This window comes from Aquirufa ecclesiirivi (assembly GCF_011250515.1).
GTDB lineage: Bacteria > Bacteroidota > Bacteroidia > Cytophagales > Spirosomataceae > Aquirufa > Aquirufa ecclesiirivi.
In genome coordinates, this window is sequence record NZ_JAANOP010000006.1 from 156,453 (window position 1) to 171,106 (window position 14,654).

11 protein-coding genes are annotated in these 14,654 nt (G+C 39.7%); 7 read left to right on the forward strand and 4 right to left on the reverse strand.

What is annotated here, in order from left to right:
• Positions 1 to 47: 47 nt before the first annotated feature.
• Both G9H65_RS09875 and G9H65_RS09880 read right to left on the reverse strand, forming a co-directional pair.
• Positions 48 to 1,382 carry a Gfo/Idh/MocA family protein gene (locus G9H65_RS09875; protein WP_166375171.1) on the reverse strand — a complete coding sequence of 445 codons (1,335 nt, stop codon included), beginning with the start codon at positions 1,380 to 1,382 and terminating at the stop codon, positions 48 to 50.
• Positions 1,383 to 1,411: 29 nt separating this feature from the next.
• Positions 1,412 to 2,773 carry a 3-keto-disaccharide hydrolase gene (locus tag G9H65_RS09880; protein ID WP_166375172.1) on the reverse strand — a complete coding sequence of 454 codons (1,362 nt, stop codon included), beginning with the start codon at positions 2,771 to 2,773 and terminating at the stop codon, positions 1,412 to 1,414.
• A gap of 205 nt (positions 2,774 to 2,978) precedes the next feature.
• On the opposite strand from G9H65_RS09880, the gene G9H65_RS09885 reads away from it, so the two are divergent.
• Genes G9H65_RS09885 through G9H65_RS09915 form a run of 7 tightly spaced genes read left to right on the forward strand, consistent with a single transcriptional unit; the run spans position 2,979 to position 11,184 of the window.
• A complete protein-coding gene (locus G9H65_RS09885) occupies positions 2,979 to 4,142 on the forward strand; it encodes a trans-sulfuration enzyme family protein (RefSeq protein ID WP_166375173.1) in 1,164 nt (387 codons plus the stop codon).
• Between the two features lie 3 nt (positions 4,143 to 4,145).
• Positions 4,146 to 5,234 carry a complex I subunit 1/NuoH family protein gene (locus G9H65_RS09890; protein WP_166375174.1) on the forward strand — a complete coding sequence of 363 codons (1,089 nt, stop codon included), beginning with the start codon at positions 4,146 to 4,148 and terminating at the stop codon, positions 5,232 to 5,234.
• Positions 5,235 to 5,294: 60 nt separating this feature from the next.
• Positions 5,295 to 7,706 (forward strand): TonB-dependent receptor, encoded by a 2,412-nt coding sequence (locus G9H65_RS09895; RefSeq protein ID WP_166375175.1) that lies wholly within the window; start codon positions 5,295 to 5,297, stop codon positions 7,704 to 7,706.
• Positions 7,707 to 7,708: 2 nt separating this feature from the next.
• The gene (locus tag G9H65_RS09900) at positions 7,709 to 8,863 is read left to right on the forward strand and encodes a DUF4249 domain-containing protein (protein ID WP_166375176.1); all 1,155 of its coding nucleotides are present in this window, start codon (positions 7,709 to 7,711) and stop codon (positions 8,861 to 8,863) included.
• A 36-nt stretch (positions 8,864 to 8,899) separates the two neighbouring features.
• Positions 8,900 to 9,910, forward strand: a complete 1,011-nt coding sequence (hemH, locus tag G9H65_RS09905; RefSeq protein WP_166375177.1) for a ferrochelatase — start codon at positions 8,900 to 8,902, stop codon at positions 9,908 to 9,910.
• Between the two features lie 4 nt (positions 9,911 to 9,914).
• A complete protein-coding gene (locus G9H65_RS09910; protein ID WP_166375178.1) occupies positions 9,915 to 10,781 on the forward strand; it encodes an EamA/RhaT family transporter in 867 nt (288 codons plus the stop codon).
• Positions 10,782 to 10,791: 10 nt separating this feature from the next.
• Positions 10,792 to 11,184 (forward strand): DUF6941 family protein, encoded by a 393-nt coding sequence (locus G9H65_RS09915; RefSeq protein ID WP_166375179.1) that lies wholly within the window; start codon positions 10,792 to 10,794, stop codon positions 11,182 to 11,184.
• 134 nt (positions 11,185 to 11,318) lie between these two features.
• On the opposite strand, the gene G9H65_RS09920 is transcribed toward G9H65_RS09915, so the two are convergent.
• Both G9H65_RS09920 and G9H65_RS09925 read right to left on the reverse strand, forming a co-directional pair.
• Positions 11,319 to 12,209, reverse strand: coding sequence for a YicC/YloC family endoribonuclease (locus G9H65_RS09920; RefSeq protein WP_166375180.1), 891 nt, complete (start codon positions 12,207 to 12,209; stop codon positions 11,319 to 11,321).
• A 4-nt stretch (positions 12,210 to 12,213) separates the two neighbouring features.
• Entirely contained in the window at positions 12,214 to 14,649 is a 2,436-nt protein-coding gene (locus G9H65_RS09925; RefSeq protein ID WP_166375181.1) for a glycosyltransferase family protein, read from the reverse strand.
• Positions 14,650 to 14,654: the final 5 nt, after the last annotated feature.

Genomic DNA, 14,654 nt, shown 5'->3' on the forward strand with positions numbered 1-14,654 from the left:
AAACCGGGTAGTCTTTCAACCACCCGGTCCATATACTCAGCTGATTCTTAGTATTTGAATACTTTTGAACCGGCCATTACTTCTTGTGTTTTCTCGTTGAAAGTAACTCGCTCTCCTGTACGATACGCGGCATTCGCCATGATCGTTGCAATGGAGTGTTGGTAACCTGCTTCAATCGGAGCATTGGGAGTTTTGCGTGAACGTACGCATTGCATCCAGTTTTTGATGTGCTCAAATGTTAAGCTATCACCACCCGTGTTAGATCCTGTCTCTACTTTAGGACCTTCAATTTTCAAGGTTGGCAATAAGTTTGCCTGCATGCCCATACCCCTTGCATCTCCTTCACTTAATCCTCCGTTAGGAGAAATCATGTTGGTATCTAAGTTCAATTCACCACCATTGGAGTAGTAAATTTCTTTCGTGCCACCTGCTCCATTGGAGAAACGTGAGGTAAAGCTTACTTGGAAACCTTTGTTCGGTTGATCCGCTGGGCCATAATCAAATACCGTAGTCATGGTATCTGCATTTTTACGTCCATCGTTCCATTGATAAATACCTCCATTGGAAACGGCAGAACGTGGATGCGCTAAGCCAGAGAACCAGTGCACGGTATCAATTTGGTGCGACATCCATTGACCTGGAATTCCAGAAGAATAAGGCCAGAATAAACGGTATTCTAAATATTTACGAGGATCAAAGGAGTCTTTTGGACGGTTCATCAAGAAACGGTTCCAATCGATATCCGATTCCTTTAAGTCTTTGCAAAGGTTGACTCTTCTCCAGCGACCAGGTTGGTTGACGTTCCACATCAATTCCACCATTTTGATATCACCGAACTTGCCCGACTTGATGAACTCATCAGCTGCCCAGTAGTTGGCACCACTACGACGCTGAGATCCGATCTGAACAATTTTACTGGATTCCTTTACGGCTTTTAATACAGCACGAGCATCTTCCATGGTTTCAGCCAATGGCTTTTCTGCATACACGTCACAACCCGCTTTCACGGCTTCAATCGTGTGCAATGCATGTTGGAAATCGGCTGTTGAGATAAATACAGCATCTACGCCTTTGGCGGCATATAACTCGTCGTTGTTACGGTATGTCGTGATTTTGCTTCCTAATTGGGATTCCAAATAAGCCTTTCCTTCTTCGCGTCTACGGTTCCAAAGGTCAGAAACTCCCACCATTTCAAAATTCATTTCTTTTTGTAAAACTTTGAATGGAGGAACGTGTGAAGAACGGTGACGGTCAGAAAAACCTACACAGGCTACACGAACACGGTCATTTGCTCCAATAATCTTGCTATAAGATTTAGGACTGAAGGCAAATGTTCCTAGGGAGGCAACAGCGCTCTTTTGGATGAAATCTCTTCTTTTCATGTTAAAATTATTTTTTGAGGTATCGGTTATTAGTTAATTTCTCTGATTTTGATGTTTTTATAAAAAACAGAATCTCCATGTTCTTGCAACAAGATAGGTCCTTTCGCTTTCATACCAAAACCAGGCCATTTACTGTATTTACTATGAGCTACTAAAACTTTGTAAATATTGCTTCCACGAACATATTCGATCACTTTGAAGCCATTTAGCCAGTGCTGAACCACGTTGTTAGGATAAACCACCACACGACCACGATTCCAATCACCAATCTTTTTGATAGCACGTTTGTCTTTGTCGGAAGGAATCAAATCATACAAACTAGACAAAGTTCTATTGCCGACTGTTCCTAATTTAGCATCTGGGTGCTTATCGTCATCCAATACTTGGAACTCTAAACCGATGGCCGACATGCCTGAGTTATAGGATTCATCCACAAAGTATTTCACACCCGAATTAGCTCCTTCGGTTAATTTGAAATCAAAAACCAATTCAAAAGCACCGAATTGATCATTAGTTAAAATATCACCACCATTTCCTGACTCTTTACCACCTTTACTATTTACGTGTAAAGTACCATCAGATTCTACTGTCCAAACCGACGGAGGTGCCGTGGTTTTGAAAGCCGAACGCCAGCCGCTTAAATCTTTACCATTAAACAATAATTTATAACCTTGTGCTTCTTCTTGTGGCGAAAGGGTATTTAAGGTATAATTTTCAACAGGTGTCGTTTTGTCCAAAGGACGAGGACGCATTTGGCTTCCTGTCTGAATCTTGATGTTTTTCCACATCACCTGTGTACCTTCTTTTTGATCTTTACCAATGGCATGAACTTGGAAAGCAATGAATCCTTTGGCCGTCATATCATCCACCAAATAAGTAACCGGAATGTTATTCACCCAAGTACGGATGGTCGTTCCGATAGCCTCTATACGATAGTGATTCCACTCGCCTTTTTTGAAAGCTTTTTTGGCAGCTACATTTTTTTCAACCGGATATATCCAGCCACGACGAGCCTCATCGTATAGTCCACCTGACCAAGCACGGTCCGAGGGATCAATTTCCACTTGATATCCATGAACACGTCCATTCATAACGTCTGGAGAGGAAAGGCTGCGGATTTGGATACCTGAGTTCATGGAGTTATCCACTTTCAAATCCACTTCTAAGATAAAATCACCATATTCCTTTTCGGTTGCCATGAATGAATTGGGCGTATTGGCTACGGTAGTACCTACCATGACACCATTTTTCACTTCGTATTTGGCTTGTCCGTTGAGTTGTTTGAATCCTTTGAACGTTTTACCATCGAAAAGATTGGTCCATTGTTCATTTTGTGCCAGAGCAGGCAACAATACCCCTAAACTAAGGAGTAGGGTAAATAATTTTTTCATAGTTTCTTTTAAATGTATTAATTACTCGTAAAAGTCCTAAAAAGAATTGATTTACTCAAATTCTCCTGATTAATCCTCGAATTTTTCTATAGGGTCTTGACCTTATTTTAAAATGGATGAATTGGGCAAGGAATCCATTCAGCTGAAATATTAAATTTGATTTTCGGGCTATTCCATTAAATTTGTAGATTAAATTTTCGCCTATATGAAGAAACAAACCCAAGCTATCCGAATTCAAGCCAAGCGATCACATAACCGTGAGCACTCCGTGCCTTTGTACCTTACTTCAAGTTTTACCTTTGAGGATTCAGAGCAGGGAAGGGCTATTTTTGCGGAAGAGATTCCTGGTAATATCTATTCTCGTTACCAAAATCCCAACGTAGATGAGTTTGTAGAGAAGATGTGTATGTTGGAAAATGCAGAGGCGGGTTTAGCTTTTTCAACCGGGATGGCGGCTATTTTTTCTTCCATAGCTGGTTTATTGAAGCAAGGAGATCATGTGGTAGCCTCTAATGCGCTATTTGGATCTGCAATTCAAATCTTAACAAAAATTACCGCAAAATGGGGCATAGAGTGCACTTTTGTGGATGGTCACGACATCAAAGCTTGGGAAGCAGCGATCAAGGACAATACCAAATTCTTTTTCTGTGAAAGTCCTTCCAATCCGGGTTTGGATTTAATTGATATTGCTGAATTAGCTGCGTTAAAACAAGGGAAGGATATCATATTAGCGGTCGACAACTGTTTTGCTACGCCTATTTTGCAAACACCTTTGGATCTGGGAGCTGATTTAGTCATTCACTCGGCTACGAAATACATTGATGGACAGGGACGTGTGCTAGGAGGGGTTGTTTGTGGAAAAGCTGAATACATCACTGAAATTCGTTTTTTTGCTCGTCATACAGGTCCATCTTTATCTCCTTTCAATGCTTGGGTATTGTCGAAAAGCTTAGAATTATTGGATTTACGCATGCAGAAACACTCGGAAAATGCTATGGCATTAGCAGAGGCTTTACAAGGTCATCCTGCCATAGAAGCAGTTAAATATCCTTTCTTAGCGAGTCATCCCCAGTTTGAGCTAGCGAAAAAGCAAATGAAATACGGAGGAGGAATTCTGACTTTGGACATCAAAGGTGGTTTTGCTCAAGTACAAAAATTAAGTCAATTGCTTCAAATCGTTTCTATTTCACCCAATTTGGGAGATACCCGTACTATATTAACGCACCCTGCATCAACCACCCACTCGAAATTATCAGTAGAAGATCGTGCGGCGGTGGGAATTACGGATGGACTAGTGCGTGTAGCGGTAGGTTTGGAAGCGATTGAGGATTTGAAAGAAGATTTCTTAAACGCGTTAAATCAACTCTAATCCATGTGGATAGCCCTAGTGGTCTGTTTGGCTTTATTGACGATCAATGTGGTGGTGGGTGTTTACGTGGAGCGTAAATTATCTGCCTTCATGCAGGATCGTCTGGGACCAATGGAAGTTGGTAAATGGGGCTTACTTCAAGTTTTTGCTGATTTATTGAAATTGTTCCAAAAGGAAGATATTGTTCCCGCATCGGCTCAAAAGCAGTTGTTTTTATTTGCTCCTTGGATTATATTTTTAGCTGTCTTTGGTTCTTTTTCTGTGATTCCATTGAGCTCGGGTAATTTTCTACAAGGTAGCCAAACCGAAATGGGCATCATGTTACTCATGGGAATCGTGTCCTTGGACTCCTTGGGGATTTTATTGGCAGGATGGACTTCCAATAATAAATATTCCCTTTTAGGGGCTATCCGATCTGCAGCACAGCTGATTTCGTATGAGATTCCCATGGGATTAAGCATACTTTGTGTGGTATTAATCTCCTCTAGCTTAAATTTACAAGAGATTGCATTGCAGCAAGGTATCTTCAGTCAAAAGACCAACTACCTTTTTGGTTTGTCTTTTTTGAATTGGGATGTAACACAGGTAGGAGGGATATTGACCTGGAATGTGGTTCGTGTACCTTTCTTTTTCTTCTTGTTCATTTTGTTTTTTATCACCAGTTTGGCAGAAGCCAATCGAGCGCCATTTGATATACCTGAAGCAGAATCTGAATTGGTAGGAGGTTTTCATACCGAATATGCTGGTATGCGCTGGGCCTTATTGTTCTTGTCGGAGTACGGCATGATGCTCTTGGTCAGTGTATTAGGTGTCATACTTTTCTGGGGGGCTTGGTATTCGCCCTTTCCTAATATAGGAAGTTTACGCCTAGCAGATTGGACCAATGGTACGCCTGGAACCATTACGGCCACCATCTTGGGATTTATCTGGTTGATGTTAAAGACCTATGTATTGATTGCCATTCAAATGTGGGTTCGTTGGACTTTACCTCGTTTACGAGTGGACCAATTGATGTATTTATGCTGGAAAGTATTAACTCCAGCCGCTTTGGCTTTCGTCGCAATATCTTCGATTTGGTCGATGTTCATGTAATTTCATTTCTACTTATCAGGTATTATACGTATCATTGGTTTTATTACCTCAAACCAAAGTATGATAAAACTCTTTACTAGAGTCTTTTGTGTCTTATGTTGTCTTTTCATCTTTCACAAAAGCTATTCACAATCCACCACTACCACCTTACCTTATTTAGAAGGAAAAGTTACTGATGCTCAAACAGGGGAACCGCTTCGTGGGGCGGATATTTCTGTTGATTTTAAGAAATCAGGAACAACAACGGACTCCTTAGGTCAATACCGTATTTACTTACCATATGGTGAATTTGTGGTTAAAATTAGCCATGTAGGATATAATCCATTTAGGGCAAAGATATACATCAAAACGAATACCACACTTCATGCCCAATTAAACGATGTCACAAAGCAGTTAGAAGAAGTGATAGTTTCTAGTGCGGCGACCAAGCGGGATATTCAAACTCCTTCTTTGGGAGTTACTGTCCTGAGTTTAAAAGGAATTAAAAAGCTTCCTACCATGATGGGGGAGGTTGATGTGATTCGAAGTTTACAAACACTCCCTGGGGTTTCTTCTGTGGGTGAAGGAGCGAATGGTTTAAATATTCGTGGTTCCAATGTGGATCAAAACCTGATTTTCATTGATAATACGCCCATTTTCAACCCAACTCACATGTTTGGCTTGTTTTCGGTGTTTGCCTCAGATGCCATTAGGGATTTAGAATTATATAAAGGAGGCGTTCCTTCCCGTTTTGGAGGAAGAACGGCGGCGGTTTTGGACATCAAAATGATCGAACCCAATACGGATAAGTTTAAAATGCAGGGAGGAATTGGTTTGGTTTCCAACCGTGTGATGGCAGAGATTCCTATCATCAAGGAGAAATTATCCATATTAGTTGCTGGTCGACTTTCTGTCAATGATTTTATGTTCAAATGGTTTGCACCAACGGAATTAAAGAATATCCGGGCCAATTTCATGGATGTGGCGACTAAAGTTTTTTATCGCCCTAACAATAAAAATACGATTTCCATTTCCAATTATTTAAGTCAAGATTTCTATCGGGTAGATTCTTTATTTAGTATCGAAAACGTTATTGCTAAAAGGACATCCTTTGATTATGGACATAATAACGTAGCCATACATTGGAATCATTATTTTTCAGATAAACTGAATATGATGTTAAGTGCTACTAGCACTTTATATAAAACGAAAACCTATTCTCCTGATACAGTCAATACCATCGATTTACTTAGCTCCATTGATTACAAAAATGTACACATGAGCTTTGATTACCAGCCTAGAGAAAGTCATAAAATGAATTTTGGGGCCATGGCTACGCGCTATTATGTGAAGCCCGGATCTTTGAATGATGGGGTGGTTTCTCGTGTAGCTAGAGTGGTTTTACCTGATGAACAGTCTGTTGAAGCAGCTATTTATGCAGATGATGAATGGACTGTTAGTCCTAAGTTTACCATTCAAGCTGGATTACGATATGCTCAATATTGGCGTTTAGGTGCAGGTATTGTCAATGAATACGCTCCAGGTAGGATGCCATCTACTAATTCCATCATTGGAAAAAAAGTATATGGTGATGGGGAAGTGATGGCTTCTTATGGTGGCTTAGAGCCCCGTTTGACCATGAAGTATTCCTTAGCGGAGAACACCACTATGAAATTTGGCTATAATCGTATGCAGCAATTCTTCCAATTGCTCTCCAATAATACGACACCATTACCTACTTCTCGTTGGAAAACGGCTGATTCATTCATCAAGCCACAGCAATCGGATTTTTATTCCTTAGGATTTTTTAAAACCTATAATGAGAATGTGTACGAAGCATCCTTGGAAACCTATTACCGAGATGTTAGAAACACACTTGATTTTGTTTCTGGAGCTAATTTGCAATTGAATCCAACGATAGAAACTCAATTGATTACTGGGAAAAGCAAGGCTTATGGGGTCGAGTTAATGGTTCAAAAGAAGAAAGGGGAAGTTTCAGGCTGGGTAAGTTATACCTATGCTCGTGCTTTCAATCAAATGATTGGGGATTTTCCAGAGATTCAAGCGATCAATGGTGGGGAATGGTTTGCTACCAATTATGACAAGCCTCATACCTTTAATATGATGTTGAATATTCAACCAACCACACACCATAGTTTCTCGTTTACATTTGCTTACAATACGGGTCGTCCATTCTCTTCTCCATCAGGAAGTTATGAGATAGGAGGAAAGCGATATCCTGTTTTTGCTTCACGTAACAATGACCGAATTCGAGATTACCATCGTTTGGATTTTTCATGGACCATCAGTAACCCATCCATGGTAAAAAAGAGATGGGAGGGAAGTTGGGTCTTTACCGTATATAATTTATATGGTAGACAAAACCCTTATTCGGTATTCTTTAAATCGAATAAGCAAGCACTACAAGCCTATGAGCTAAGTGTATTTGCAGCCCCATTTGTTTCTTTGACCTATAATTTTAAATTTTTATAGAAATGCCTACTAAGTTAACTAGCTATATTTTCTTGAGTTTTGCCTTGGTTTTTATGACTTGGGCCTGCATTAATCCCATCAAGGATTTTGCACAAATAGACTCGACTTCCTACATGACCATTGAGGCGGACATTGTTAATGACCCAAGCCTTTGTAAAATTCGCTTGACCAGTTCAGCCAATAAAATCATGTCGGTACTTTCATTACCTGTGACGAAAGCCGATGTGTACATTGTTGATCAAGCAGGTATTAAAACTACCTTTAAAGAAGTGACGGGTGTTGCAGCAGGTACCTATTTGCCGCCAACAGGTTTTGCAGGTAAAGTGGGTTCTACCTATCAATTATACATCAAAACCTTGGATGGACGTCAGTACCAAAGTAGTCCAGAAGAGATGAACCCTGTACCTGAGATTGAAAATATTGTTACTCAATTTGAAGTATTGGATCAATATTCCCAAGGGGATGTTCGTCGGGCTGGATATACCGTTTACCTTGATTTCAAAGACAGTCCCAAAGAAGGAGATTACTATATGTGGAATTGGAAACATTATGAGCCTATTTCCATATGCGCTTCCTGCGGAGGTGGTGGAACTTGGAATTTCAGACAAAATACGTGTATTACACCTGCAGTAGCTACGGATCAAATCTTGAACTATACCTGTGATGGTAAATGTTGGGATATTATGACCAATAATGATTTGAATGTATTTTCAGATGTTTTGACCAATGGTCAACGCATTGTAGGTCGTCAGGTAGCTCGTGCTCCCTTTGATAATTATACGCCTTATTACTTTCGTTTAGAGCAAAGGGGTATTTCCAAAAATGCGTTTACATTTTATCAAAGTTTGATCGCTCAAGTACAATCTAGCGGTTCCTTGTTTGATGTTCCTGCCGAAACTCGGTTTAGTGTCAATGTGAAATCGGTAACGAATCCTACGGAAAAGATTTTAGGAATCTTTAATGTTTTCTCTGTCAGTAAGAAAATCTTTTATATTGACAGAACTAAGGGTATTCCTCCAGGAGAAAAGGCATTTATTCCACAAGTTCCTGGTGAAATGTTTTTCTGTCCTGGAGTTTCTCCAGGTTGTCAAGACCGAGTTCCTTGCTTTGAAGGGCCAACAAGAACAAAGATTACACCAGAAGGGTGGACTTTATAAGATTTTTGCATCATCTTTGCGGCAAATTAGGTATATATGATAGGAGTTTTATTGGTTAATTTAGGTACTCCGGATGCTCCGGATACTGGTTCTGTACGTCGATATTTGCGAGAATTTTTAATGGATGGTAGGGTAATCGATATTCCATATCCATTTAGGTTTCTTTTGGTGAATGGCATCATAGCTCCCTTTCGTGCCCCTAAATCAGCTAAGATTTACCAGCAGTTATGGGAAGAACGAGGTTCCCCATTAAAGTTTTACGGAGAGGATGTACGGGATGAATTACAAAAGAGTCTAGGTTCGGAATACGTGGTTAAATTAGCTATGCGCTATCAAAGCCCCGATTTACCTTCGGTTTTGAAGGAAATGGAAAAGATGCAATTAGACAAACTGATCATCATTCCATTGTTTCCTCAGTATGCCTCTGCCACTACAGGTTCTGTGTATGAACGTGTGATGGAATTGATGAGTTCATGGCAAATCATGCCCAATATTTCCTTGGTGAGTTATTTTTATCAACGCCCGGGTTTTGCTGCATATTTTGCTGAAAAAGCTAAGAAATACCAAGCTGAACATGACTTTGATTATTACTTGTTTTCGTATCATGGGGTTCCTGAACGCCACATTCGAAATGGGGATATCACAAAAAATACCTGTGTATTTGGTACTTGTTGTGAACAAATCACGGAGAAAAATCACGGATGTTATCGTGCCCAATGCTTTGAAACCACTCGTTTGATTGCTAAGGAGATGGGATTGAAAGATGGAACATTTGGAACGGCATTTCAAAGTCGATTAGGTAGAGACCCTTGGCTTCAGCCGTATACCGATGAGACCATTAAAAAATTAGTGAAAGAAGGGAATAAGAAGATATTGGCTTTTTCTCCAGCCTTTGTGGCTGATTGTTTAGAAACGACCATTGAGGTAGGGGAAGAATACAAGGAATTGTTTGAAGAAGCAGGAGGGGAGCATTGGCAATTGGTGGAAAGTTTGAATAATTCTCCTGAATGGGTAAGTTTCTTGAAGGATTTGGTGCAACAATCATAAGGTCATGATATACTTTGTTTTAAGTGTTTTCTTTGCCATTTTATTATTGGTTAATTTTCGGATGCATGCCAAATTTGGCGTGGATACTAGTTTGACCATACTTTTAAATTATCCCATTTGTTTTTTAACAGGCTGGGCAGTTCGGCCCAATGCCTTACCTTTTCATTGGCCTGATATGTCCTATTCCATGGGAATGTTGGCCCTAGGTTTGGGTTTTGTAGTGACTTTCTTACTAACAGGTTTTTCTACCCAGAAAAACGGGATGGCCACCACCTCACTGGCTAACAATATCTCTTTGGTTATACCTGTGCTATTTAATTTATTAATTTGGAATCGGGGAGGAGCTGATTGGACTTGGCAAATAATCGTTGGTTTACTTTTAGCTTTTGGGGCCATTTATTTTTGTAGTCCTCAAATAGATGGAAAGGGGCAAAATAAGTCTTTGACTGCCTTATTATTGGTTTTTGTTGGTTATGGGATTACCAATACTGCCTTTAATTTTTTGAATGCGGAGGTTGCGACTGAAGCAGGAGGAACCATTCCTTTTATGCTGATGATCGTCGCTGGGGCGATTGGTGCATCGGTGTTAGAATTAATTCGAGGAACGATCCTCGGGAAATTTACTTGGAATAAAGCTTCTGTAATAGCGGCTTTGCCTCTAGGGTTGCCAAATTTCTTCTCCTTTTATTTTTTATTGAAAACCTTGGATTACTTTGGAAACAATGGGGCTATTGTTTTACCCATTTTTAATATTGGTGTTATTGTTGGCTCCACGGCCGTTGCTTATTTGTTTTTTAAGGAGAAAATTAGCGGTCGACAGAGCATTGGAATTAGTTTAGGCTGCATCGCCATTGTGCTATTATTGCTTTAAAGAAATATATATGGAAGTAGAAATATTCACTTTGGCAGATTTTGCTGCCGACTATGGACAAGGTAAATTGGTGATCAATGGCACCTTTGATAATATCACAGCCAAAGAGTTTCCTGCCATACATCCCTCTTGCGCCATTGTAGCACGTATTCGTATAGCGAATAAAGAGGCGGGATTGCATTATTTTCAAATAGATGCCTTAAATCCAGAGGGTGATAATTTCCATGAGCCTTTCAAAGGCGAGTTCACTGTAGTAAAGAATCCCAATGCGGATCATACCACCTTGAATATCATTTGGAATTTAGTTCATTCCAAATTAGATATGCCCGGAAAATATGCTTTTGAATTTTACTATGACGGGGAATTCAGAACAGGTCTGAGCTTGACAGTAGGGGTAATGTAGAATGTAGAATAATTGGTTAAGTTTTATATTTCTTTTCACTGTTTAGTAAGTGAAAATTTTACATTATTCATTCTTAATTCTTCATTCTACATTCTTAATTCTTCATTCTTCATTCTACATTCTTCATTCTACATTTATAAAACATTCGCTGTTTGCTCCTTGATTTTTTCCAATTCGTCTTTCATGTTAACCACGATCCGTTGGATGTGCGAATCATTGGCTTTGGAACCAATGGTATTGATTTCTCGGCCAATTTCTTGAGCCATGAAGTTTAATTTTTTACCATTTCCTTCTTTCAAAACTTCTAAGAAATACTCTAGGTGAGTCGCTAAGCGAACTTTTTCTTCTGATATATCGAATTTCTCGATGTAATAGACCACCTCTTGTTCGAAACGATTCTGATCAAAATCTTCGTTCAATCCTAAGTCTAATAAAGACTTTTTCATCCGTTCACGGATATTAGGCATACGGATCAAATCTTGCTCTTTTACGGCATCTAAGCCCAATTTAATAGCAGCGATGTACTCCTTGAACTTCTCCTCTACCACATTCCCTTCGCGTAAACGAAAAGCTTTACATTCTTGTGTTGCTTCTTGTACGATCTCAAAGATGGATTGCCAAAGTGCTTCGACCTCTTCCTCCGTTTCTTGCGTTTGTTCTGCTTGAATGGTATTAGGCATGGATAAGGCATGTAAATACAAGGCGGTTTCATTGACAGACTCTACTCCAACTTGCTTCGCTACTCGCTTTAATTCACTGAATAGTTCTTCAATATGCTTTTCAGGCAATAAGCTGGTAGAAACCGTTTCCGAGGCTTTTTGCATAGTCAATGATAACTCTATTTTTCCTCGTTCTAATTGCTGAGTGAGGTAATTTCTTACTTCAATTTCTCTGGCAGAAAGCGATTTCGGTAAGCGACAAAATAAATCGGTGAACTTGGAATTCAAACTCTTGACCTCTACTTTGATTTGAAGATCTTGTATTTCTTTTTGGGCCTTCCCAAAACCGGTCATCGAATAAATCATATACTTAAACTTTCTTTTTTCTAAACTCTAATCCCAAGGACAATCCTAAGAATATAATCAATCCTATGGAGGCTAATCCATCTATTTTACCACCCGTTTCTACTGAATTAGGTGCGAACTTAAATTCAATTTGATGTTTACCTGCCGGAACAACCATGGCGCGTAATACATAATTAGCTCTTACATGTGGCATTTCTTTGCCATCAATATAGGCCTTCCAATCTTGATTTCCACGGTAATAAATTTCGGAGAAAACGACTAGTCCTGATGCACTTAATTGGCTTTGATAAGTTAATTTATTTGGGGCATATTGACTTAAAGAAACTTGTCCAGAACTAGGAAGAGGCTGGAAATTGCCTAGGTATTTTTTGTCTCGAATTTCCAAAATGGCTTCTTGTGCTGGGTTAATTTTCTCAATGGCATTCAAGGCCTCATCAGCATTATTGGTCCATTTGATTTGAGATACTACCCAAGCATTACCTAAGGCTGTTGGATTAGTTTGAGCAATAGGTCTGTTAGTAGAATCCATACCAATCACATATTTGGTATTCAACATATTCAATACAGTCATTTGCGCAGGACTTCCAGTAAAATATTTTTCAACCAATTCTTGGTATCGACGAAGCTTAGCCCCGTGATATCCTCCAATCGAATGGTGGTAATAACTGGTAGTGGCATCATTCATAAATGACACCGTTGAATTCAGTACTCGGAATTGACTTTTGTCGGATAATATTTGCTGATCGGCTGGACTAGGTTCAATTTGTTCTTCTAATGTACTTTTAGAAACAAAAAAATCTTTTCCAAAATAGCGCTTAGCCACGGGCGCCACATCTAAGACCAATAAAAGTACGATGCCAAATACCCAAATACTCTTTTTGACTTTTTCTAAAGTGCTGACAAATACTAAAGCCGCTGCAAACAAAATGAAGAAAAAGCTTCTCCAAGCATCAGATGTAAATAAGGCAATACGGTCCAGACGAATGCTATTCCAAATGGCAGAGTTCAGATTGGCATCTTGTATTAATTGCATACCATCCTGAGGTCCTTTGAACGAAAGAAATAAGTCAGGCAAGATGGCTAAAACAAGGCATAAGCCTGCGGTTAGACCAAAGGAGATGAATAAAGGTTGCTTGATCTGTTGAAAGCTGGGTTTCTCCTTGGATAATTGAATCAAGCCCAACATGGCTAGGGCGACCAATCCAAATTGTACAAAAGACAAGACCATGGTAATGGCTCTAAACTTGTTGAAAAGTGGAAAATAGTCGAACAAAAAGCCATTAAAGCCAAAGTTTTTCCCCCATGAAAAGGTGGTAAATAATACCGTGATGAAGATGATCCACCATTTTTCTTTACTTTTTACATAGAGCGCTGCAAACAAAAATAAGAAGATGATAACAGCGCCAGCATAAGCTGGTCCTGCCGTATAACTTTGCTCTCCCCAATAGGTAAATCCTTTTTCTACAAAACCCAAAGTCTGTTCTTCTGGTATTCCAGCATCTGTCATGGTTTTAAAGGTGTTGGATTTTGTTCCTCCCAAATCGCCTTGAGAAGCACCACCCATGAAATTCGGTATTAATAAAGTCCCTGTTTCTGCTATTCCATAAGACCAATCAAAGGCATATCCTTTATCCAGTCCATCTCCACGAGACGCGTTTGCTTTTAATTCGGAAGGTCCTCTTGTCGTTTCTTTACTATACTCATAGTTATTCCATAAACGCATGGTATGAGTGCCTAAAGCCAAAACTAAACCTAAAGCCATCAGCAGTCCATTGATTAGCCAACGTTTAAACTGTCCCGTTTTAATGGCTTCACTCAATAAGTAAAGCTTGATGGCGCCTATGATGAAAAATAAATAATAGGTAATTTGAATGTGGTTAGCATATAATTCAAGTGCCATACCCAAGGTGAAAATAGCCAAACCCAGCCATTTTCTTTGACCCCAGCACAGTCGTAAACCCGCTAAAACCACAGGAGCATAAGCCAAAGCTAAAACTTTAGAAGTATGTCCTGCTGGTATGATGACCATGTTGTAAGTGGCAAATGCATAGGCAACAGCACCAGCAAATCCTAAGATAGGAGAGATGCCCATGGCCCATAAAAACAGGTACATGCCAAGCAATTGTAAAAAAATTAGATTGACAGGGTTAGGTAGGATATTTGTAATCCAGCTACCAAGGTAGCTGGAGATACTGTTGGGATAAGATCCTGAAATCTGGTAAGACGGCATTCCACTAAACATGGAATTGGTCCACCAAGCGTCTTGTCCCGTTTCATTTTTAAATTGAACACTTTCCCTTGCCGCAGCTTGCGCCTGCTGTATGTCGTGCTGAATTAATACTTTCCCTTCTAACACGGGACCGCAGTATATAAATGCAATGATGACAAAGCCTAGTATGACTAAACCGTGAGGCAAAAAGGAACGAAAATCAATTTTCATACTGA